General features: G+C 69.3%; 23 protein-coding genes. 16 read left to right on the top strand and 7 right to left on the bottom strand.

Annotated features, from left to right (window positions below):
* The first annotated feature begins 70 nt into the window (after positions 1 to 70).
* From ABT158_RS14920 to ABT158_RS14895, 6 genes are all read left to right on the top strand, one after another.
* On the top strand, positions 71 to 874 hold the full coding sequence (locus ABT158_RS14920) for a PspA/IM30 family protein (RefSeq protein WP_352323075.1): 804 nt from the start codon (positions 71 to 73) through the stop codon (positions 872 to 874).
* The gene (pspAA, locus tag ABT158_RS14915) at positions 871 to 1,149 is read left to right on the top strand and encodes a PspA-associated protein PspAA (RefSeq protein ID WP_352353357.1); all 279 of its coding nucleotides are present in this window, start codon (positions 871 to 873) and stop codon (positions 1,147 to 1,149) included. The genes ABT158_RS14920 and pspAA overlap by 4 nt, the downstream gene beginning before the upstream one ends.
* Before the next feature lie 5 nt (positions 1,150 to 1,154).
* A complete protein-coding gene (htpX, locus tag ABT158_RS14910; RefSeq protein ID WP_352353355.1) occupies positions 1,155 to 2,054 on the top strand; it encodes a zinc metalloprotease HtpX in 900 nt (299 codons plus the stop codon).
* Between the two features lie 6 nt (positions 2,055 to 2,060).
* On the top strand, positions 2,061 to 2,618 hold the full coding sequence (gene pspAB / locus ABT158_RS14905) for a PspA-associated protein PspAB (RefSeq protein WP_352323078.1): 558 nt from the start codon (positions 2,061 to 2,063) through the stop codon (positions 2,616 to 2,618).
* A 25-nt stretch (positions 2,619 to 2,643) separates the two neighbouring features.
* A complete protein-coding gene (locus ABT158_RS14900) occupies positions 2,644 to 3,987 on the top strand; it encodes an alpha/beta fold hydrolase (protein WP_352353353.1) in 1,344 nt (447 codons plus the stop codon).
* Positions 3,988 to 4,078: 91 nt separating this feature from the next.
* The gene (locus ABT158_RS14895) at positions 4,079 to 4,678 is read left to right on the top strand and encodes an SIMPL domain-containing protein (protein ID WP_352353351.1); all 600 of its coding nucleotides are present in this window, start codon (positions 4,079 to 4,081) and stop codon (positions 4,676 to 4,678) included.
* Between the two features lie 85 nt (positions 4,679 to 4,763).
* On the opposite strand, the gene nadA is transcribed toward ABT158_RS14895, so the two are convergent.
* Entirely contained in the window at positions 4,764 to 5,921 is a 1,158-nt protein-coding gene (nadA, locus tag ABT158_RS14890; RefSeq protein WP_352353349.1) for a quinolinate synthase NadA, read from the bottom strand.
* A gap of 157 nt (positions 5,922 to 6,078) precedes the next feature.
* Here nadA and erpA point away from each other — a divergent pair, with 157 nt between their 5' ends.
* Together erpA and ABT158_RS14880 are read left to right on the top strand one after the other, a co-directional pair.
* Positions 6,079 to 6,432: an iron-sulfur cluster insertion protein ErpA gene (gene erpA / locus ABT158_RS14885; RefSeq protein ID WP_049566397.1), complete on the top strand. Its 354-nt coding sequence runs from the start codon at positions 6,079 to 6,081 to the stop codon at positions 6,430 to 6,432.
* Positions 6,433 to 6,540: 108 nt separating this feature from the next.
* On the top strand, positions 6,541 to 7,527 hold the full coding sequence (locus ABT158_RS14880; RefSeq protein ID WP_352353346.1) for a carbohydrate kinase family protein: 987 nt from the start codon (positions 6,541 to 6,543) through the stop codon (positions 7,525 to 7,527).
* 54 nt (positions 7,528 to 7,581) lie between these two features.
* On the opposite strand, the gene ABT158_RS14875 is transcribed toward ABT158_RS14880, so the two are convergent.
* From ABT158_RS14875 to ABT158_RS14865, 3 genes are read right to left on the bottom strand one after another with little or no spacing between them, the layout of a single operon-like run.
* Positions 7,582 to 8,010: a CBS domain-containing protein gene (locus ABT158_RS14875; protein WP_352326606.1), complete on the bottom strand. Its 429-nt coding sequence runs from the start codon at positions 8,008 to 8,010 to the stop codon at positions 7,582 to 7,584.
* 54 nt (positions 8,011 to 8,064) lie between these two features.
* Positions 8,065 to 8,310 carry a sulfurtransferase TusA family protein gene (locus tag ABT158_RS14870; RefSeq protein ID WP_352353344.1) on the bottom strand — a complete coding sequence of 82 codons (246 nt, stop codon included), beginning with the start codon at positions 8,308 to 8,310 and terminating at the stop codon, positions 8,065 to 8,067.
* Positions 8,307 to 9,449, bottom strand: a complete 1,143-nt coding sequence (locus tag ABT158_RS14865; RefSeq protein ID WP_352353342.1) for a cysteine desulfurase family protein — start codon at positions 9,447 to 9,449, stop codon at positions 8,307 to 8,309. The genes ABT158_RS14870 and ABT158_RS14865 overlap by 4 nt, the downstream gene beginning before the upstream one ends.
* A 142-nt stretch (positions 9,450 to 9,591) precedes the next feature.
* Between ABT158_RS14865 and ctaC the strand changes: the two genes are divergently transcribed.
* From ctaC to ABT158_RS14845, 4 genes are all read left to right on the top strand, one after another.
* On the top strand, positions 9,592 to 10,425 hold the full coding sequence (gene ctaC / locus ABT158_RS14860; RefSeq protein WP_352353340.1) for an aa3-type cytochrome oxidase subunit II: 834 nt from the start codon (positions 9,592 to 9,594) through the stop codon (positions 10,423 to 10,425).
* Positions 10,422 to 12,083 carry an aa3-type cytochrome oxidase subunit I gene (gene ctaD, locus ABT158_RS14855; protein ID WP_352353338.1) on the top strand — a complete coding sequence of 554 codons (1,662 nt, stop codon included), beginning with the start codon at positions 10,422 to 10,424 and terminating at the stop codon, positions 12,081 to 12,083. The genes ctaC and ctaD overlap by 4 nt, the downstream gene beginning before the upstream one ends.
* Positions 12,083 to 12,496, top strand: coding sequence for a cytochrome c oxidase subunit 4 (locus ABT158_RS14850; RefSeq protein ID WP_352353336.1), 414 nt, complete (start codon positions 12,083 to 12,085; stop codon positions 12,494 to 12,496). Before ctaD ends, ABT158_RS14850 begins: the two co-directional genes overlap by 1 nt.
* 152 nt (positions 12,497 to 12,648) lie before the next feature.
* Positions 12,649 to 13,848 carry a L,D-transpeptidase gene (locus ABT158_RS14845; RefSeq protein ID WP_352353334.1) on the top strand — a complete coding sequence of 400 codons (1,200 nt, stop codon included), beginning with the start codon at positions 12,649 to 12,651 and terminating at the stop codon, positions 13,846 to 13,848.
* 110 nt (positions 13,849 to 13,958) lie between these two features.
* On the opposite strand, the gene trpD is transcribed toward ABT158_RS14845, so the two are convergent.
* Positions 13,959 to 15,005: an anthranilate phosphoribosyltransferase gene (trpD, locus tag ABT158_RS14840; RefSeq protein ID WP_352353332.1), complete on the bottom strand. Its 1,047-nt coding sequence runs from the start codon at positions 15,003 to 15,005 to the stop codon at positions 13,959 to 13,961.
* A 6-nt stretch (positions 15,006 to 15,011) separates the two neighbouring features.
* The gene (locus ABT158_RS14835) at positions 15,012 to 15,410 is read right to left on the bottom strand and encodes a hypothetical protein (RefSeq protein ID WP_352353671.1); all 399 of its coding nucleotides are present in this window, start codon (positions 15,408 to 15,410) and stop codon (positions 15,012 to 15,014) included.
* Between the two features lie 207 nt (positions 15,411 to 15,617).
* Between ABT158_RS14835 and ctaE the strand changes: the two genes are divergently transcribed.
* From ctaE to qcrB, 4 genes are read left to right on the top strand one after another with little or no spacing between them, the layout of a single operon-like run.
* Positions 15,618 to 16,268 (top strand): aa3-type cytochrome oxidase subunit III, encoded by a 651-nt coding sequence (ctaE, locus tag ABT158_RS14830; RefSeq protein WP_125630774.1) that lies wholly within the window; start codon positions 15,618 to 15,620, stop codon positions 16,266 to 16,268.
* Between the two features lie 14 nt (positions 16,269 to 16,282).
* Entirely contained in the window at positions 16,283 to 17,092 is an 810-nt protein-coding gene (gene qcrC, locus ABT158_RS14825) for a cytochrome bc1 complex diheme cytochrome c subunit (RefSeq protein ID WP_397162240.1), read from the top strand.
* Complete coding sequence (gene qcrA, locus ABT158_RS14820; protein WP_352353328.1) at positions 17,089 to 18,204, top strand: cytochrome bc1 complex Rieske iron-sulfur subunit; 1,116 nt, start codon at positions 17,089 to 17,091, stop codon at positions 18,202 to 18,204. Before qcrC ends, qcrA begins: the two co-directional genes overlap by 4 nt.
* Entirely contained in the window at positions 18,201 to 19,859 is a 1,659-nt protein-coding gene (qcrB, locus tag ABT158_RS14815; RefSeq protein ID WP_352353326.1) for a cytochrome bc1 complex cytochrome b subunit, read from the top strand. Before qcrA ends, qcrB begins: the two co-directional genes overlap by 4 nt.
* 229 nt (positions 19,860 to 20,088) lie before the next feature.
* Here the strand turns inward: qcrB and ABT158_RS14810 are convergent, their stop codons facing one another.
* On the bottom strand, positions 20,089 to 20,376 hold the full coding sequence (locus ABT158_RS14810; RefSeq protein ID WP_125630767.1) for an Lrp/AsnC family transcriptional regulator: 288 nt from the start codon (positions 20,374 to 20,376) through the stop codon (positions 20,089 to 20,091).
* Positions 20,377 to 20,388 lie beyond the last annotated feature (12 nt).

The following is a 20,388-nucleotide window of genomic DNA, read 5'->3' as shown; positions in this document are numbered from 1 at the left end:
GGTAATCCCAAGGCGGCTGCGCTGCATTGGGTGAACACCAGCACGACCTAGAAGGGGACGGCCGACGCGCATGAGCGTGATGAAGAGACTTTCGATGATCTTCAAGTCCAAGGCCAACAAGGCCCTGGACAAGATGGAGGATCCGCGCGAGACGCTTGACTACTCCTATCAGCGGCAGCTCGAGTTGCTGCAGAAGGTGCGTCGAGGGGTGGCCGACGTGGCCACTTCGCGCAAGCGGGTAGAACTGCAGATCAACGGCCTGGAGGCGCAGGCCAGGCGCTACGAGGACCAGGGTCGCAAGGCGCTGTCCGTCGGGCGCGAGGACCTCGCGCGCGAGGCCCTGCAGCGGCGGTCCAATCTGCAGGGGCAGATGGCCGACCTCAAGGTCCAGCACGACAACCTGCAGGCCGAGGAGGAGAAGCTGACCACGGCTTCCCAGCGGCTGCAGGCCAAGGTCGACTCCTTCCGCACGAAGAAGGAGACGATCAAGGCGACCTACACCGCCGCCGAGGCCCAGACGCGCATCAACGAGGCGTTCTCCGGCATCTCCGAGGAGATGGGCGACGTCGGCCTGGCGATCCAGCGCGCCGAGGACAAGACGGCGCAGATGCAGGCCCGGGCGGGCGCGATCGACGAGCTGCTGGCCAGCGGCGCGCTCGACGACTTCAGCGGCACCCGCGGCGACGACATCCAGGCCGAGCTCGACCGCATGGGCGGCGGCATGGACGTCGAGCTGGAGCTGGCCCGGATGAAGGCCGAGCTGGGCCAGGGCCCGGCGCCCAAGAGCGCCATCGAGCAGGGGCAGCCCCAGCAGCAGGCCCAGCCGCAGCAGGGTCACACCCAGCAGCTGCGTCAGCCCGGGGAGAACGCATGATCGTCAGAATCATGGGCGAGGGCCAGGTCGAGATCTCGGCGGACGACATCGCGGTGCTCAACGAGCTCGACAGCGAGCTGGAGGCCGCCATCGAGACCGGTGACGAGGGGGCCTTCCGCGTCAAGCTGCACGCGTTGCTCGACAAGGTGCGCCATGTGGGCAAGGCGCTTCCCGACGACAGCCTTGAGCCGTCAGAGCTGATCCTTCCCCCCGCGGACGCCTCGATCGAGGAGGTCCGGGAGATGCTGGGCGACCAAGGCCTCATCCCGGGCTGAGTCCCGTGGGCACGCGGTTCGCGTCCGACAGCGGCCTGACCCGCCGCATGGTCGTGACGATGTTCCTGCTGGGGTTGCTCTACGTGGCGTTCGTCGGCGTGCTGATCGCCTTCGGCGTGCGCGCGCTGACCGTGCTGGTGCTCGCCGGGGGGCTGCTGCTGGTGCAGTACTTCCTGTCCGACCGCATCGCCCTGTTCGCGATGCACGGACGGGAGGTCTCCCCACAGGAGGCCCCCGAGCTCCACGGCCTGATCGACCGGCTGTGCGCGTTGGCGGACATGCCCAAGCCGCGGGTGGCGATCGCCGACTCCGACGTCCCCAACGCCTTCGCCACCGGCCGCAACCAGAAGCGGGCCGTCGTCTGCGTGACGACGGGCATCCTGCGCCGCCTGGAGCCTCAGGAGCTCGAAGGCGTCCTGGCGCACGAGCTGTCGCACGTCGCCCATCGCGACGTCGCCGTCATGACGATCGCCTCGTTCCTCGGCATCGTCGCCGGGCTGATGACGAGGTTCGCCCTGTACGCCGGCTTCGGCGGGCGCCGGGACAACGGCCAGGGCGGCGTGCCGGTCGGGCTGATCATCATGCTCGTCTCGCTCGTCGTGTACGCCGTCAGCTTCCTGCTCACCAGAGCCCTGTCCCGCTACCGCGAGCTGGCCGCCGACCGGGCCGGAGCGCTGCTCACGCAGCGTCCCTCGGCTCTGGCCAGCGCGCTGACCAAGGTCACCGGCGACATGGCCCGCATCCCGACCACCGACCTGCGCGAGGCGGCGCCGTTCAACGCCTTCTACTTCGCGCCGGCCCTGGCCAAGGGGGAGACGCTGGCGAACCTGTTCTCCACGCATCCGCCGCTGGAGCGCCGGCTCGAACTGCTCGCGTCCATCTCCAAGCAGCTCGGAAGGGGCTGAGGCCGTATGGGCTGGCTCGACTCGCTGCTGGGCCGGTCCAAGCCGGTCAAGCCCAACCTCGACGCGCTGTTCGCGCTGCCGTCCGCCGCCGTGACGCTCCAGGCCGCGACCGGTCTCGTCCCCACCGGTCTCGGCTCGGTGTCGTTCAGGGCGGCGGAGGGCGGCGCGTTCGCCACGCTGGAGAGCGACGTCAAGGCGCTGCTCGGCGGGCGCGTCGAGGAGTCCGACGACGGCTACGGCTACACCTGGCTGCTGGTCCGCCGCGCGCCGGACGACGTCAGCGACCTGGTCACCGAGCTGCACGCGGTCAACTCCTCGCTGGAGTCGGCCGGGTTCGGGCCCTCGTTGCTGTGCTCGCTGGTGTCGTTCGCCGATCCGGCGGGCCGGCGGCTGGCGGTGGTCTACCTGTACAAGCGCGGCACGTTCTACCCGTTCGCGCCGCTGCCCGGGAACAGGCGCGACAACGCCCTCGAACTGCAGGCCAGAGGCGTCCTGGACGGCGAGCTGCCACTGGAGGCCGACCTCGGCCGATGGTTCCCGGTATGGGGTGCCCCGGGCCTTTGACCACGGATGGTGTTCTAATCATCACGTGGAGCGAAGGTTGTTCGTCGCCGCGGCCGCGGCGCTCATCGTGGCGGCCGTGCTGTACAGCGCCTGGATCACCGGCCAGTTCACCACGCCCGCCGTGGACCGGACCGACGGCTACGTGAGCGAGCTGGCCGCCCGCGACCAGCCGTGGACGCGCCTGTTCCGGGCCAGCGACGTGCTGTCCGGGCTGGCCTGCCTGGCCGCCGTGGCGACGCTGCCCAGGGTGGCGCGCGAGTGGGCCGGCTGGCTGGCGCTGGCCGCCTTCGGGCTGCTGACGGTCGTCTCCGGCCTGGTCCCGCTCGACTGCGCCGTGCTCAGCGACCCCTCCTGCCGCGGCGAGGGGGTCTCGCACCGGCTCCACATGGTGGCCGGCGCGCTGGCCACGACGGCCCTGCTGACCGCGATGGCGGTGCTCTCCGCACGCTGGCGCTCGTGGGTGTCGTGGTTGTTCACCGGCCTGAACGTGGGGGCCGCCGGGCTCATGCTGGCCGCCCTGGCCGCCGGGCGGCTGGCCGGCGTCGCCCACCGGATCCAGCTCACGATGGTCGCTGTCTGGGTCGTGTACGTGGCGCTCAGGCTGCTCGTCCACGACGACGACGAGGCCCCCGCCGGCCCTCCGCACGTCCTCGACCAGGGCGCGGGCCCCGGCGTGCTCATCACGGCGGGTCTCGGCGGCGCCTGGTTCCACTGGGACGCCGTGGCCGCCGGCCTGGCCGCCTGCCACCGGGTCGTCCGCTTCGACCGTCCCGGGCTCGGCCTCAGCCCGCCCGCGACCGACCGGCCCACCCTGTACGGCGAGGTGGCCCGGCTGGCCGCGCTGGCCCCCGCGCAGCCGTCCCAGGTCACCCTGGTCGCGCACGGCCTGTCCTGCTGGCACGCCGAGGCGTTCGCCCGGTTGCACCCGCTCTGCGTGGCCAAGCTCGTCCTGGTGGACCCCAGCCCGCCGCCCGTGCGCCGGCCGCTCGCGCTCGCCGCCGTCCTGGGCGCGTGGCTGCCCGCGCTCGGCGGCACGTGGGGCGCGAACGTGCTGGCCCGCCTGGCCGGGCCGCCGGCGCACCGCCTGGTCACGGGCATGGGCGACCCCTTCGGCGTGTACCGGATGGGCAAGGTGCCCGCGGCGGTGGCGGGGGAGTGGCTGGCCCGCCGCGACATGGCCGCCGACCTCCGCGACATCCGGGCCGTCCATCCCTTTCCCGACATCCCGGTCACCGTGCTCGGCGTGGGCGGCCGGGACGCCCGCAGGCAGAGCCTGGCGGCCTGCCTCGACGCCAAGCTGGTGCTGCTGCCCCGCTCGGGGCACCAGGTCGAGCTGGACGATCCGGGCGCGATCGTCGACGCTGTGTGAGCCGCCGTGTGAGCCGCCGGGTGAACCGGCCGTGGGCGGGGGCAGGACACGCCCGTAGGATCGAGGCGAACCCAGTCGAGGGGGGCTAGGCGTGGACATCTCCGTCGTCGGTGAGGGCAGCGTGCAGGCCGCGCCCGACGTCCTGCGGTTGCTGGCGGGCGTCGAGGTGCGCAGGGCGTCGGCGTCCGAGGCGTTCACGGCGGTCAGGGCCGCCGCGGCCCGGCTGGCCGACGCGCTGGCCGGGGCCGGCGTCGCGGCCCACGACGTGCGCACGGTCGAGCTCTCGCTCGGCCCCGAGTACGAGGTCTACCCGAAGGTCTCCGCCTACCGGGCGGCCCAGGGCGTCGAAGTGGTCGTCAGGGACCTGTCGCGGGCCGACGCCGTCATCGACACGGTCGCCGGCGTGGGCGAGGAGGCCCGGCTCAACGGCGTGACCTTCGAGCTGTCCGACCCGGCGTCGGTGCTCGGCGAGGCCAGGACGAGGGCGTTCAGGGACGCCGCCACCAAGGCCGCCCACTACGCCGAGCTGGCCGGACGCCCGCTCGGCCCGGTCGTGTCGATCTCCGAGGAGGTCAGGGGCGGCCCCCAGCCGCTGGTCGCGATGGCCGCGGCGGCCGAGAGCTCGTCCTCGGTCAGCCCCGGCCGCCAGACGCTGACGGTCGGCGTCCGCGTCGGCTACGACTTCGCCTGACCAGGCCCGAAGGAGCAGGAAAGAGCCGGGCCCGCGGCGAGGGCGGGCGCTCCTCGCCGCGGGCCCGGCCCGTCGGGGGAGGGCGTTACGGGAGCGCCAGCATGCGGTCCAGCGCGACCCTGGCCCAGTGGGCGGTGTCCTCGTCCACCGTGATCCGGTTGACGACGTCGCCCAGCACCAGCGACTCCAGCGCCCACACCAGGTGCGGCAGGTCGATCCGGTTCATCGTGGAGCAGTAGCAGACCGTCCGGTCCAGGAACGACACGTTCTTGTCGGGGAACATCGTGGCCAGCCGCTTGACCAGGTTCAGCTCGGTGCCGACGGCCCAGCTCGACCCGGCGGGAGCGGCCTGGAGGGTCTTGATGATGTGCTCGGTCGAGCCCACGTGGTCGGCCTTGAGCACCACCTCGTGCCGGCACTCGGGGTGGACCAGCACGTTCACGCCGGGGATGCGCGCGCGCACGTCGTCGACGGACTCGGCCGTGAAGCGGCCGTGCACCGAGCAGTGGCCCTTCCACAGGATCATCCGCGCCCGGTCGAGCTGCTCGCGGGTCAGCCCCCCGTCGGGACGGTGCGGGTTCCAGACCACGCAGTCCTCCAGGGACATGCCCATCTCCAGCACCGCCGTGTTGCGCCCGAGGTGCTGGTCGGGCAGGAACAGCACCTTGCGGCCCTGCTCGAAGGCCCAGTCGAGCGCCCTCCTGGCGTTGGAGGAGGTGCACACCACGCCGCCGTTGCGCCCGCAGAACGCCTTGATGTCGGCGCTGGAGTTCATGTACGTGACGGGGACCACCTCGCCGGCCAGACCGGCGTCCTCAAGGGCCTCCCAGCACTCCTCCACCTGGTCGAACGTGGCCATGTCGGCCATGGAGCACCCGGCGGCGAGGTCGGGCAGCACCACCTTCTGGGCGTCGCCGGTGAGGATGTCGGCGGACTCGGCCATGAAGTGCACGCCGCAGAAGACGATGAACTCCGCCTCGGGCCGCGCGGCGGCCTGCTGGGCGAGCTTGAAGGAGTCGCCGGTCACGTCGGCGAACTGGATGACCTCGTCGCGCTGGTAGTGGTGGCCCAGCACGAACAGGCGGCCGCCCAGCGCCTCCTTGGCCTTGCGGGCGCGTTCGACCAGGTCAGGGTCGGACGCGGGCGGCAGCTCGCCGGGGCAGTCGACGCCCTTCTCGCTGTGCGGATCGGCGCCCTGCCCGAGGACGAAGAGCGGCAGCCCAGTCTGGGTGGCCATCGCCATACCCCCTTATCGTCGTTTTGACGATACTCACTATGACACATGGACGAACGTGGTTATTCCGGGGGTAGGGGACCCGGGAATGTGTGGCATGGGCGAGGTGTTGGTAGCGTCATCAGTAGGACGTCGGAAACAGACAGCCGGGTTAGGGAGTCAGCAGATGACGGTTGAGAGCAGCGAGACCACGACGCAGGGCCTGATCCTGACTGACGCGGCCGCCGCGAAGGTCAAGAGCCTGCTGGAGCAGCAGGGTGAGGAAGGTCTGCAGCTGAGGGTCGCCGTGCAGCCGGGTGGTTGCTCCGGCCTGCGCTACCAGCTCTTCTTCGACGACCGTTCCATGGACGGTGACGTGGTGACGGACTTCGGCGGTGTCAGTGTGGTCACCGACCGCATGAGCGCCCCCTACCTGATGGGCGCCAGCATCGACTTCGTCGACACGATCGAGAAGCAGGGCTTCACCATCGACAACCCCAACGCCACCGGCTCCTGCGCCTGTGGCGACTCGTTCAACTAAGGGGTCACGGCTTCGGCCCGTGGGGTCCCGCCCGCCTTTGTGCGAGCGGGACCTTCGCGTATTCTCGTGGGGCTCATTGGCCTGCTGACAACGAGGAAGAAGAATCCCGTGCGCATCGCCGTAACCGGCTCCATCGCGACAGACCACCTGATGACGTTCCCAGGAAGCTTCGGCGATCAGCTCATCGCCGAGCAGCTCGACCGGGTGTCGCTCTCGTTCCTGGTCGACGACCTTCAGATCCGTCGCGGCGGTTGCGCGGCCAACATCGCCTTCGGCATGGGCTGCCTCGGCCTCAAGCCGATCCTGGTGGGCGCCGTCGGCAACGACTTCGCCGACTACCGCTCCTGGCTGGAGCGCCACGGCGTCGACTGCGAGTCCGTGCACATCTCCGAGACGCAGCACACCGCGCGCTTCCTGTGCACCACCGACGAGCACCACAACCAGATCGCCTCCTTCTACACCGGGGCGATGGCCGAGGCGCGGCTGATCGAGCTGCAGCCGGTCTCCGCCCGGGTCGGCGGCCTCGACCTGGTGCTGATCAGCCCCAACGACCCCGACGCGATGCTGCGGCACACCGACGAGTGCCGCCAGCGCGGCATCCCCTTCGCCGCCGACATCTCCCAGCAGCTCGCCCGCATGGAGGACGAGCAGATCAGGCAGCTCGTCGACGGCGCCGCCTACCTGTTCTCCAACGACTACGAGAAGGGGCTCATCGAGCAGAAGACCGGCTGGTCCGACGAGGAGATCCTCGACCGGGTCGGCGTCCGCGTCACCACGCTCGGCCCCAAGGGCGCCGTCATCGACCGCAAGGGCGAGCCGTCCATCCAGGTCGCCCCGGCCCCCGAGCGCGGCAAGGCCGACCCCACGGGCGTCGGCGACGCCTTCCGCGCCGGCTTCCTGTCCGGCCTGGCCTGGGGCCTGCCGCTGGAGCGCTGCGGCCAGATCGGCAACCTGACGGCCACGCACGTGCTGGAGCGCGTCGGCGGCCAGGAGTACGAGCTGGGGCAGAAGGTCTTCCTGGAGCGCTTCACGGCCGCCTACGGCGCCGAGGCCGCGGCCGACATCGCCGGCCACGTGCGCTGCTACCACCCCTGACACGCGTACGCCCCGCCCGCCGCAGGCGTGGCGGGGCGATCCCCGTACGGGTGGTCAGCGCTTGGCGTACACCCGGTGCACGAACTCGGCGAGCTGGTCGTCCGGCAGGCACCGGGCCAGGTCGGCCTCGCTGATCATGCCGACGATGCGGTCGTTCTCCAGCACCGGCAGCCGCTTGATCTGGTTCTGCTCCATGCGCGACAGCGCCTCCTGCACGGTGGCGTCCGCCGTCACCCAGACCAGGCCGGTCGCCAGCTCGCCCGCCGTCACCTGCGCGGGGTCGTGACCGGCCGCGACGCACTTGATCACGATGTCGCGGTCGGTGATGATGCCGGTCACCCGGTCGTCGGGGCCGCACACGGGCAGCGCGCCCACGTCGTTGTTGCGCATCATCTGAGCCGCCCGGTCGAGCGTCTCGTGCGCGGCGATGCACTCCGCGCCCGTGCTCATCACGTCACGGGCGGTCTCGTTCCCCTTGGCCATGGTCTCCCCCGAATGGTCGATGTGCCGTCAGGGGAGGGCCCTACCCACAAACCGTCAGTAGTTGCGCATCACGTGGATCGCCCAGCCGCCCTCGGGCAGCTCGTACGAGGCCACGTGGCGGTGGGACTTCAGCCGGCACCACGCCGGCACGTCGGTGTAGGCCGCCGGATCGTCGGCCAGCACCGCCACCACGGCGTTGAGCGGCACGTGGTTGATCTGCTCGGCGAGCATGATGATCGGGATCGGGCACTTCTTCCCGAGCGCGTCGATCGTCAATGACGGCTGAGTTACCTCGGTCATGCGACTCCTGCGTCGTGCCGGATGCGGCGCACCAGATCGGGCAGCACGGCCAGGAACCGGTCGACCTCGGCCGCGGACGTGCCCCTGGGCAGCGACACCCGGACATTCCCATGCGTCAGCACGCCCATCGCTTCGAGGACGTGCGATGGACGAAGCGTACTAGCGGTGCACGAGCTTCCGGACGATACGGCGAATCCCGCCTTGTCCAGCTCGGTGAGCAGCGCCTCGCCGTCGACGTAGAGACACGAGAAGGTCACGATGTGGGGCGCCCGGCCGACCGGGTCGCCGATCACCTCGACGTCCGGCACGACCTTCGGCACGGTCTCCCTGATCCGGGCGACGAGCGTGGACAGCCGCGCCTGCTCCTGCGCCGCCTCGGCGCTCATCGCGCGCAGCGCCGCCGCCGCGGCCACGATGCCCGGCACGTTCTCGAAGCCGGGGACGCGCCGCCGCTCGCGTTCGTCCTCGGGCAGGAACGAGCGGAACCGGGTGCCCTTGCGCACCGCCAGCACGCCGACCCCGGCCGGGCCGCCCCACTTGTGGGCGCTGGCGGTCAGCACCGACCAGCCCGGCGGTATCGGCATGCGGCCGGCCGTCTGGGCGGCGTCGACCAGCAGCGGCACCCCGTTGGCCCGGCACGCGGCGGCGGCCTCGGCGACCGGCTGCACCGTGCCCACCTCGTGGTTGGCCGTCTGCAGGCAGGCCAGCGCGGTGCCGGGAGCCGCGACCGCCCGCGCGAACGCGTCGAGGTCGACCCGGCCTTCGAGATTCACGCCCACGGTCTCGACCGTGCCGCCGTCGCGTTCGTGCACGCCGGCCGCGTGCAGCACGCTGGAGTGCTCGACCGCGCTGGTGATCAGATGACGCCCGACCCTGCGCCTGCCGTGTAGGGTGCCGAGCACGCCGAGATGCGCGGCCTGCGTGCCGGACGAGGTGAACGACACCTCGTCGGGGCGCGCGCCGAGCGCCTCGGCCACCTCCGTGCGGGCCTGCTCCAGCAGCAGGTGAGCGCGGCGGGCCTGGGTGTACAGTCTCGCGGGGTCGGCCCAGCCGACGTCGATCGCCGCCAGCAGCGCCTCGCGTGCCTGAGGGTGGAGCGGCTCGCTCGAGGCCGCGTCGAAATACGCCACGAGACTCATCGTCCCACTTGCGGCACCATCGAGGGGTCGCGCGGTAGGGCGGGACACCTGCACGCTAATGTGTCTGCAATCAGCTGTGCATTTGGAAATACGAGCACCCAAGGGAAAGACTCTTGGGCTTCATCTGTGGGGTAGGCGATCCGTGAGTCCGACTCGCCGTACGACGCGGCGTTCGTTGGCCCGGCGCAGGGTGCCGCGCGCCGCCGCTTTGGCGTTGCTGCTGGCCACTGCTACGGCGTGTGCTAATGACGTTCCCAAGTTCGACTGGTCCAACGGCCTGCTGCCCGAGGGCGTGACCGAGCAGGCCAAGGTCGTTCAGCATCTGTGGAACGGGGCCTGGATCGCCGCACTCGCCACGGGCGCCGTCGTCATCGTCCTGATCGTCTGGGCCGCGATCTTCCACCGCAAGCGCAAGGGGAAGGCCGAACTGCCGCCCCAGGTGCGCTACAACCTGCCGATCGAGATCCTCTACACGGTGGTCCCGCTCGTCATGGTGTCGGTGTTCTTCTTCTTCACCGCCCGCGACAGCAAGGCCCTCACGGAGGTCGCGGGCGACGCGCCCGTCAAGGTCAAGGTCGAGGCGTACCAGTGGAGCTGGCGCTTCACCACGACCTACAACGGCAAGACGACGCAGCCCGTGTCCGGCATGCCGGTGCACGACTACCACCAGGGCCCTCAGCTGGTCCTGCCGACGAACACCAAGGTCGAGTTCGACCTCTCGACCGACGACGTCATCCACTCGTTCTGGGTGCCCGAGTTCCTGTTCAAGCGGGACATCATCCCCGGCATCCCGGAGGGCAACCCGGGGCGCAAGTTCGAGATCAAGACGCTCGGCGACGACCGCGTGGGCGTCTACGCCGGCCGGTGCGCCGAGCTGTGCGGCGTCGACCACAGCCGGATGCTGTTCTCGGTGAAGCTCGTCAAGCAGGCTGAGTTCGACCAGTACATCGCGACCCAGGCTGGAAGTGCCCAGTGACCGCCATCCAAGAACCGCTTCGCGCACCGGTCCGGCCCGTCACCAAGGGCCAGATCATCGCCAAGTGGCTGTCCTCGACTGATCACAAGATCATCGGACACCTGTACCTGATCACGTCGTTCGCCTTCTTCCTGATCGGTGGCGTCATGGCGCTGATCATGAGGGCCGAGCTGGCGCAGCCCGGGCTGCAGATCACCAGCAACGAGCAGTTCAACCAGCTGTTCACCATGCACGGCACGATCATGCTGCTGATGTTCGCGACGCCGCTGTTCGCCGGCTTCGCCAACGAGCTGATGCCGCTCCAGATCGGCGCCCCCGACGTGGCCTTCCCGCGCCTGAACATGGTCAGCTACTGGCTCTACCTGTTCGGCAGCATCATCGCGGTGTCTGGCTTCCTCACGCCGGGCGGCGCGGCCTCCTTCGGCTGGTTCGCCTACACGCCGCTGTCGAACGCGATCCACTCGCCCGGCATCGGCGGCGACCTGTGGATCATGGGCCTGGCCCTGTCGGGTCTCGGCACGATCCTCGGCTCGGTGAACTTCATCACCACGATCATCTGCATGCGCGCGCCCGGCATGACCATGTTCCGCATGCCGATCTTCACCTGGAACGTCCTGCTGACCAGCATGCTCGTGCTGATGGCCTTCCCCGTGCTGGCCGCCGCGCTGCTGGCCCTGGAGGCCGACCGCAAGCTCGGCACGCACATCTTCGACCCGGCCAACGGCGGGCCGATGTTGTGGCAGCACCTGTTCTGGTTCTTCGGCCATCCCGAGGTGTACATCATCGCGTTGCCGTTCTTCGGCATCGTGACCGAGATCCTGCCGGTCTTCAGCCGTAAGCCGATCTTCGGCTACATCGGCCTGGTCGGCGCCACCATCGCGATCGCCGGTCTGTCCATCACGGTCTGGGCGCACCACATGTTCCCGACCGGGCAGGTCCTGCTGCCGTTCTTCTCGTTCATGACGTTCCTCATCGCGGTGCCGACGGGCGTGAAGTTCTTCAACTGGATCGGCACGATGTGGCGGGGGCACCTGTCGTTCGAGTCGCCGATGCTGTTCTCCGTCGGCTTCCTGATCACCTTCCTGCTCGGTGGCCTGACCGGCGTCATCCTGGCCTCGCCGCCACTGGACTTCCAGATCAGCGACACCTACTTCGTCGTCGCCCACTTCCACTACGTGGTCTTCGGCACGGTCGTGTTCGCCATGTTCGCCGGCTTCTACTTCTGGTGGCCCAAGTTCACCGGCAAGATGCTCGACGACAAGCTGGGCAAGGTGCACTTCTGGCTGCTGTTCATCGGCTTCCACACCACCTTCCTCGTCCAGCACTGGCTGGGCATGGTCGGCTTCCCCCGCCGGTACGCCGACTACAGCGCGGCCGACGGCTTCACCGACCTGAACATGATCTCGTCGGCCGGCGCGTTCATCCTGGGCGCCTCGACGCTGCCGTTCTTCTACAACGTCTGGAAGACCTGGCGGTCGGGGGTCAAGGTCACCGTCGACGACCCCTGGGGCTACGGCGGCTCGCTCGAATGGGCGACCTCCTGCCCGCCGCCGCGGCACAACTTCACCTCGCTGCCGCGCATCCGGTCCGAGCGCCCGGCGTTCGACCTGCACTACCCGCACATGTCCGCCAAGTCCGCCCAGGAGGTTGAGGCCTGATGAAGGTCCAGGGTTGGCTGTTCCTGCTGTGCGGCCTGTTCTTCGCCGGTGTCGACGTCGGCTACTGGTTCTGGACCAAGGCCGCGACCGGCCACGGTGAGCCCGTGGGCACCACCGCCATGGCGATCTCGGTCGGGTTCGCGTTCATGGTGGGCTACTACCTGATGTTCACCGCGCGGCGCATCGGCGCCCAGCCGGAGGACGACAAGCAGGCCGACATCAGCGACGGCGCCGGCGAGATCGGCTTCTTCAGCCCGAGCAGCTGGTGGCCGCTGTTCCTGTGCCTGGCGGCGGCCTTCGCCTTCGCCGGGTTCGTGATCGGCTTCTGGATGTTCCTGATCGGCGTGTTCCTGATCATCATGGCCATGATCGGGTTCGTGTTCCAGTACTACCGGGGCAACTTCTCGCACTGATCTCGCACTGACAAGCGGCTCGAAGCGGGCGTCCTTCCCATAGGGGAGGACGCCCGCTTTTTCGTGTTCTTTACCAGGTCACGGATGTCGTGAATAGATCACTCAGGGTAATAAGGGAGGAGAAGGTTGGATCTTGGGCGAGGGGGTCACTCGTGAGACGCGTGGCGAATGGATCGGCCGGCCTGCTGGCCCTGGCGCTGCTCACGGCGTGCTCGCTGAGCGGCACGGCGAACGAGACGAAGGAGCTGACCGCGGTCGCGCGGCAGCCGGCGGTGGGCGTCACGCCCCAGGACAAGGCCGTGAACGTGGCCACCGACCAGCCCGTGGTGGTGGCCGCGCACGGCGGCACGATCAAGAGCGTCCGGGTGGACGGCGGCAAGGCGGGCCGGCTGAAGGGCGTCCTGAGCGGTGACGGCACCCGCTGGCGCAGCACGACCACCGCCCGGCCGAGCGCCGCCTACACGGTCACCGTCGTCAGCGTGGACGCCTCGGGCAAGCAGAACGAGACCTCCAGCACGTTCACCACGGTCAAGGGCGACAAGACATTCGACATCCAGACGATCACTCCCAACAAGGACGACACCGGGCTGACGGTGGGCGTCGGCATGCCCGTCATGATCGCCTTCGACAAGCCCGTGAGCGACCGGGTGGCCGTCGAGCGCAACCTGACCATCCGCAGCTCCAAGCCGGTGGACGGGGCCTGGCACTGGTTCGACGACAGCCATGTGGACTTCCGGCCGGAGGAGTACTGGCCGGCGTACACGAAGGTGCGGCTGGAGGCGAAGCTGGCCGGCGTGCGCGGCGGCCCCGGCCTGTACGGCAAGCGCGACGTCACCCTCGACTTCAAGATCGGCCGCTCCCAGATCACCCGGGGCAGCACCGACGAGCACGTGCTGACGGTCCGCCGGGACGGCAAGCGCATCCGCACCATGCCGATGAGCGCCGGGCAGGGCGGCCAGTGGAAGTACTACACCACCTCGGGCGTGCACCTGGCGATGTCGCGGGAGCCGGTGACCGTCATGACCTCGCCCGGCATCGGCCCGGGACAGTCGGGCTACTACCAGCTCACCGTCTACAACACCGTGCGCATCTCCAACAGCGGCGAGTACGTGCACAGCGCGCCCTGGTCGGTGGGCTCCCAGGGCAACTCCAACGTCAGCCACGGCTGCGTGAACGTCAGCCCGGAGAACGCGGCCTGGTTCATCAAGAACACCCTGATCGGGGACCCGATCATCATCACCGGCTCGCCGCGCAAGCTGGAGCCCACCAACGGGTGGGGCCACTGGCAGGAGAACTGGAAGGACTGGCTCAAGTGGAGCACGCTCAAGGACGGCCCGAGCATCACCTTCTGAGCCGACTGACCGCCACCCGGCCCTGAGCAGGCCGTGGAGGCTCTGCCAGGGCCCCCGGGCACCTGCGTACCGACGAAGGAGGTGAGCGCGCCTCAGGGGCGCGCTCACGCTCACGACGGGCGGTAGGAGCTGCTGACCTCGATCCAGCGGCGCAGGGTGTCGGCGGCCGCGCCGGAGTCGATCGCCTGCGTGGCGCGCTCGTAGCCCTTGATCATCGCCGTGTCGAGGTCGTCGCCGGCGCCGTCGTGGGCGACCAGCGCGGCGGCGGTGTTGAGCAGGACGGCGTCGCGCACCGGCCCCTTCTTGCCGCCCAGCACGTCGTGCACGGCCTGGGCGTTGAACTGCACGTCGCCACCGCGCAGCGCGCCCGCGTCGGCCCGGGGGATGCCCAGGATCGCGGGGTCGAACCTGGACTCGGTGGCCGTGCCGTCGCGGACCACCCACACCGTGGAGGTGCCGGTGATGGTCAGCTCGTCGAGCCCGTCGTCGCCGCGGAAGACCAGGGCGGACACACCGCGCTCGGCGAAGACGCCGGCGATGACGGGCAGCATGCGGGCGTCGTAGACGCCGATGGCCTGGGCGCTGGGCCGGGCCGGGTTGGTCAGCGGGCCCAGGAAGTTGAAGACCGTGGGGACGCCGATCTCCTTGCGCGCCGGGCCGGCGAAGCGCAGCGCAGGGTGGTAGACGGGCGCGAAGCAGAAGGCGATGCCCGCCTCGCGCGCCACCCGCGCGGTCTGCTCGGGCGTCAGGTCGAGCCTGATGCCCATGTGCTCCAGGACGTCGGCGGCCCCGCACAGCGAGGAGGCCGAGCGGTTGCCGTGCTTGACGACCCTGGCCCCCGCCGCGGCGGCCACGATGGCGGCCATGGTGGAGACGTTGACGGTGTGGGCGCGGTCGCCGCCCGTGCCGACGACGTCGAGGACGGGCCCCTCGACGGTCAGCGGCGTGGAGAACTCCAGCATCGTCCGGGCCAGGCCCACCACCTCGGCCACCGTCTCGCCCTTGGCCCGCAGGGCCAGCGCGAAGCCCGCGATCTGCGCGGAGGTGGCATTGCCCGAGAAGATCTCCCGCATCGCCCAGGCCGTCTCGTCGGCCGACAGGTGCTCGCCGGAAAGGAGCGCGGAGAACAGGGCAGGCCAGGTCGTCCGGGAGTCCATGGGCACCTACTTCGCGTTGAGTCGGGTGGCGGAACGGCGGCGCATCAGGTCGGCGACGGTGTCGGCCAGGACCATGGGCTCGATGGGCTGCGGGACGACGGCGTCGGCCTTGGACCACTCGGCCAGCCAGCGGTCGTCGCGCCTGGCGATGATCAGGCAGACGGGCGGGCAGTCGTAGACCTCGTCCTTGGCCTGACGGGAGACGCCCATGCCGCCGGCGGGCTGGGTCTCGCCGTCGAGGACCGCCACGTCGATCTCGCCGGAGCCGAGCCACTGGTGGACCTTGGGCTCGGTGGCGCACTCGATGATCTCGACGAGGGGCAGATCGGCCGCCGGCCGCCGGCCGATCGCCTGGCGGACCTCGGCCCGGGTGGTGGCGTCGTCGCTGTAGACGAGGACCCTCATCGTGTCGTCGGTGCTCCCAGAGGACGTCACTGTCGCACTCACTATCGGTCGAAGCTGTATGGTCACCTGGATCGTACCGTTGCGCCGGGATGCAATCCCAGGCCACCGGGTCTGACAGGCGTTTTGTCCCAATTATCCCAGGTTGATGGCCGGTTTGTTCCTCCTAACGGGGGGTCGTTGGCCGGACCGAACACCGGAGCCGCAATAATGCTGCCCGTGGCGACAGCATCCGCAATAACTTCGACGACGACAGCACAGTCGTACCGGCGGCCGAACCTGGTCAGTGTCGGGACGATCGTCTGGCTGTCCTCTGAGCTCATGTTCTTCGCGGCGCTGTTCGCGATGTACTTCACCATCCGGTCGGTGAGCGAGGGGAAGGGCATCGAGTGGGGCCCTGCCTTCCTTCCTGCAGGCGTTGAGGCAGAAGGCGCTCACCTGAACATCCCGTTCGCGACGGTCAACACGATCATCCTGGTCCTGTCGAGTGTGACGTGCCAGCTGGGCGTGTGGGCCGCGGAGAAGGGGCAGGTCGGCAAGCTCCGCTTCTGGTACATCGTCAGCTTCCTGATGGGCGCGATCTTCGTCGCCGGTCAGCTGTACGAGTACGGCGAGCTGGCGTCAGAGGGCGCGACCCTGTCCGCCAACGCTTACACCTCGGTGTTCTACCTGACGACGGGCTTCCACGGCCTGCACGTGACCGGTGGCCTGATCGCGTTCCTGTTCATGCTGGGACGCACGTACGCCGCGAAGCGCTTTACGCATGAGCAGGCCACCAGCGCGATCGTCGTGTCCTACTACTGGCACTTCGTAGACGTCGTCTGGATCGGTCTTTTCGCGACCATCTACATCATTCGTTAAGGAACGGGATCTCTGTGACTAGGATCACCGCTTGGCGGCGGCATCCCCTCGCGAGATACGCCGTCCTGATTTTGGCGTTGGCGCTGGTCGGGATGGTATACGCCGCCTTTGTCCAGGCGGGCAAGCCTGCCGACGCGGCGCTGGCGGCAGGCAAGGTCGACGACGTGGCCGAGGGCAAGAGCCTGTTCGTGGCCCACTGCTCGAGCTGCCACGGCATGAACGCGGAGGGCACCAACACCGCCCCCACGCTCGTCGGCGTCGGCGCCGCGGCGGTCGACTTCCAGATGAGCACGGGCCGCATGCCCGCCGCCAACCCCGGCCCGCAGGCGCCTCGCAAGCCTCCGGCCCACTGGGTCACCGAGGAGACGACCCGTCAGGTCGCCGCCTACGTGCAGTCGCTCGGCGGCGGCCCGCAGGTGCCGGGCAAGGAGCAGGTCGACCCCAAGCTCGGCGACGCAGGCAAGGGCGGCGAGCTGTTCCGGGCCAACTGCATCCAGTGCCACAACTGGGCGGGCTCCGGCGGTGCCCTGACGCAGGGCAAGTACGCGCCCAACCTCAACGAGTCCTCACCGACGCAGATCTACGAGGCGATGGTCACCGGCCCGCAGGCGATGCCGGTCTTCAACGACTCGACGATCACGCCTGAGGAGAAGCGCAGCATGATCGCGTACATCACCCAGGTCCGTGAGCAGAAGGACCCCGGAGGGTTCGGCCTCGGGCGCATCGGCCCGGTCACCGAAGGTCTCGTAGCGTTCGTGGTAGGCATCGCCGCCCTAGCCCTCGCCGCCATCTGGATCACCGCGAAGAAGCGACAGAAGTCATGACAGACAACGAGCACGAGATCGAGCAGCCGGACGAACGCGTGCCCAAGCGCGTCATCGGCACTCCCGCGCCGGGCACGTCGATGCTGGGCGCCGCGGAGAAGCAAGACGTTGCCGAGCGCGACGTCCCGGGCGTGACGCTGCCGGACGAGAGCAAGGCCCGCAAGGCCGAGAAGATCGTGGCGCTCTGCTTCGCGATCACCTTCCTGGCCGGCATCGCCTTCCTCATCTCCTACGTGGTGTTCCAGGTGGGCAGCCCCGAGGCGACGGGGGTCTCCAACCTCGCCCTCGGCGGCACGCTGACCCTGGCCGTCCTCGGCCTCGCGGTCGGCATCGTGGTCTGGGTCCGCCAGATGATGCCGAAGTACGCGCTGGTCCAGGAGCGCCACACGATGGCCTCCGACGAGGACGACCGCGAGGTCGTCTCCGAGACCTTCCTGCAGGGCGCCAACGAGAGCGGTTTCGTCAAGCGCAAGCTGATGCGCCGCACGCTGCTGCTGGCCGCCGCGCCGCTCGGCCTGGTGCCGCTGGTGCTGCTGCGCGACCTCGACAACTCCAAGATGCCCGGCGCGAAGTTCAACAAGCTGCTGCGCCACACGGTCTGGGGTGAGAAGACCAAGGAGGGCAAGCCGCTGCGCCTGGTCGTCGAGGGCACCGGCCAGCCGATCCGCGCGGCCGACTTCAACTCGCCCGGCGGCATCCTGTCGGTGGTGCCCGAGGGTTACGAGCACGACCTCAACGCGCTCGCCAAGGCCACGCTGATCCTGATCAAGTTCCGTCCGGAGGAGCTCAAGAGCGGCGTCAAGCAGAACTGGACGCACGACGGCATCGTCGCCTACTCCAAGATCTGCACGCACGTCGGCTGCCCGGCGGCGCTCTACGAGCAGACCACCCACCACATCCTGTGCCCGTGCCACCAGTCGACCTTCGACGCGGCCGACGGCGCGAAGGTCATCTTCGGCCCGGCCGCCCGGCCGCTGCCGCAGCTGCCCATCACCGTCGACAGCGAGGGTTATCTGATCGCCCAGAGTGACTTCAACGTGCCCGTCGGTCCCAGCTACTGGGAGCGCGGCGACGCCGAGGCCGAGGCCAGGGAGAAGGGAGGCCAGGCATGAGCGACCTGAACGCCGTACCGAAGGCCATCGCCGGGCCGTCGACCTTCCTGGACGAGCGTCTGGGCGGGGCGAACTTCCTCAAGCGCAACCTGCGCAAGATCTTCCCTGACCACTGGTCGTTCCTGCTGGGTGAGATCGCGCTCTACTCGTTCATCATCCTGCTGCTCACCGGTACGTTCCTGACGCTGTGGTTCAAGCCGAGCATGGGCGAGATCGCCTACGACGGCTCGTACGCGCCGCTCAAGGGCGTCATGATGTCGGAGGCCTACGCGTCGTCGCTGGAGATCAGCTTCGACGTCCGGGGTGGTCTGCTGATGAGGCAGATGCACCACTGGGCGGCCCTGCTCTTCGTGGCCGGCATGACGGTGCACATGCTGCGGGTGTTCTTCACCGGCGCCTACCGCAAGCCGCGCGAGCTCAACTGGATCATCGGCGTGCTGCTGCTGACCCTGGCGCTGGCCGAGGGCCTGACCGGCTACTCCCTCCCCGACGACCTGCTCTCCGGCGCCGGTCTGCGGATCACCGAGGGTGTGGCGATCTCGCTGCCGCTGGTGGGCACGTACGTCACGTTCTTCCTGTTCGGCGGGGAGTATCCGGGCGGGGACGTCATCTCCCGGTTCTACTCGCTGCACATCCTGCTCATCCCGGGCATCCTGCTGGCGCTGGTCTCGGCCCACATGGTGCTCATGTGGGTGCAGAAGCACACGCAGATGCCGGGCAAGGGCCGCAACAACAAGAACGTGGTGGGCGCGCCGTTCTACCCGGCCTTCATGGCCAAGGCGGGCGCCTACTTCCTGTTCACGCTCGCCGTGGTGTCGGGGCTGGCGACGTTCGCCCAGATCAACCCGATCTGGCTGTTCGGGCCGTACACGCCGGCGGACATCTCGGCCGGTTCGCAGCCCGACTGGTACATGGGCTTCCTCGAAGGCTCGCTGCGGCTCATGCCGCCGTGGGAGTGGAACCTGTTCGGCACGGCCCACGCGGGCACGCTGCCGCTGAGCGTGATCATCCCGGCGCTGGTGCCGATGGGCATCATCATGACCGGTCTCGCGCTCTACCCGTTCCTCGAACGGTGGGTCACCGGGGACAACCGCGAGCACCACGTCGCCGACCGTCCGCGCAACAACCCCCACCGCACCTCGATCGGCATCGCGGCGATGACGTTCTACGGTGTGCTGTGGCTGCTCGGCGCCAACGACGAGATCTCGGCCAACTTCCACGTCAGCCTCAACTGGACGACGTACATCGGCCGGGTGCTGGTCTTCGTCGCGCCGGCGCTGGCCTACCTGATCACCTACCGCATGTGCCTCGGCCTGCAGCGCAGCGACGCCGCGGTCATCGGGCACGGTGTGGAGTCGGGTGTCATCAAGCGCATGCCGCACGGTGAGTTCATCGAGGTGCACACGCCGCCGTCCGACGACCTCGAGGCCCACATGCGGGGCAAGGAGGCGGTGCCGGCCCTGCCCGTGGACGAGGACGCCTCCGGCATCCCGCCCAAGGGCATGCGCGGCCCGCTCGGCAAGCTCCGCGGCCGGATGTCCAAGGCGTACGGCGGGGAGAAGATCCCGCTCGACGACGGGCACCACGGCGAGCACGGCGAGCACGGCGAGCACGCCGCGATTGGTTCCGGCGACGACCGGAGCCTCACCCACTAGGGTTTCGCCTGATCGAGATCGGCCCGGACGGGGTTTCCCCGTCCGGGCCGTTCCGCGTTCCGGCCCGCCAGCCGGGGAACGCGTCGGGCCCGGCCGAAGAACGGCCGGGCCCAGAAGACGGACGCGGAGGACGGGTGCCGAGGACGACGCCCAAGACGCATGCAAAAGCAGACGCACGCAGTAGCCGAGGCGGGTGCGGGGATTTACGCGGGGATCGCGGGGGAGCGGGTCAGTCGGATTCGGGGAAGCCGATCGAGAAGGCGGCGTCGAGGTCGTGCCTGGAGTAGGTGCGGAAGGCGATGTGCGTCTCGGTGTGCTCGACGCCGTCGACCTTGTTGACCCGCCCGGGGATGACCTCGGCCACCTCCTCGTAGCGGGCGACCCTGACCATGGCGAGCAGATCCCATTCGCCGGTGATGGAGTAGACCTCGCTGACCCCGTCGATCTCGGCGATCGTCTGGGCGACCTCCGGGATCCGGTCTACCTCGGCCTTGATGTGGACGATTGCCGTGACCATGTATTAACTGTA

The sequence above is a fragment of the Nonomuraea sp. NPDC001636 genome, from assembly GCF_040298265.1.
In the GTDB taxonomy this organism is placed as follows: Bacteria; Actinomycetota; Actinomycetes; order Streptosporangiales; family Streptosporangiaceae; genus Nonomuraea.
Note: the sequence above shows the minus strand (reverse complement) of the source record. Positions and strands in the feature narration are given on the sequence as shown.

Excerpts from the sequence above, each read along its gene's own strand:
- ABT158_RS14920 (WP_352323075.1), top strand. The coding sequence starts at position 71 with ATGAGCGTGATGAAGAGACTTTCGATGATCTTCAAGTCCAAGGCCAAC.
- pspAA (WP_352353357.1), top strand. The coding sequence starts at position 871 with ATGATCGTCAGAATCATGGGCGAGGGCCAGGTCGAGATCTCGGCGGAC.
- pspAB (WP_352323078.1), top strand. The coding sequence starts at position 2,061 with ATGGGCTGGCTCGACTCGCTGCTGGGCCGGTCCAAGCCGGTCAAGCCC.
- nadA (WP_352353349.1), bottom strand. The coding sequence starts at position 5,921 with ATGGCGATGGCCACCCAGACTGGGCTGCCGCTCTTCGTCCTCGGGCAG.
- erpA (WP_049566397.1), top strand. The coding sequence starts at position 6,079 with ATGACGGTTGAGAGCAGCGAGACCACGACGCAGGGCCTGATCCTGACT.
- ABT158_RS14875 (WP_352326606.1), bottom strand. The coding sequence starts at position 8,010 with ATGGCCAAGGGGAACGAGACCGCCCGTGACGTGATGAGCACGGGCGCG.
- ABT158_RS14870 (WP_352353344.1), bottom strand. The coding sequence starts at position 8,310 with ATGACCGAGGTAACTCAGCCGTCATTGACGATCGACGCGCTCGGGAAG.
- ABT158_RS14865 (WP_352353342.1), bottom strand. The coding sequence starts at position 9,449 with ATGAGTCTCGTGGCGTATTTCGACGCGGCCTCGAGCGAGCCGCTCCAC.
- ABT158_RS14850 (WP_352353336.1), top strand. The coding sequence starts at position 12,083 with ATGAAGGTCCAGGGTTGGCTGTTCCTGCTGTGCGGCCTGTTCTTCGCC.
- trpD (WP_352353332.1), bottom strand. The coding sequence starts at position 15,005 with ATGGACTCCCGGACGACCTGGCCTGCCCTGTTCTCCGCGCTCCTTTCC.
- ABT158_RS14835 (WP_352353671.1), bottom strand. The coding sequence starts at position 15,410 with ATGAGGGTCCTCGTCTACAGCGACGACGCCACCACCCGGGCCGAGGTC.
- ctaE (WP_125630774.1), top strand. The coding sequence starts at position 15,618 with ATGCTGCCCGTGGCGACAGCATCCGCAATAACTTCGACGACGACAGCA.
- qcrA (WP_352353328.1), top strand. The coding sequence starts at position 17,089 with ATGACAGACAACGAGCACGAGATCGAGCAGCCGGACGAACGCGTGCCC.
- qcrB (WP_352353326.1), top strand. The coding sequence starts at position 18,201 with ATGAGCGACCTGAACGCCGTACCGAAGGCCATCGCCGGGCCGTCGACC.
- ABT158_RS14810 (WP_125630767.1), bottom strand. The coding sequence starts at position 20,376 with ATGGTCACGGCAATCGTCCACATCAAGGCCGAGGTAGACCGGATCCCG.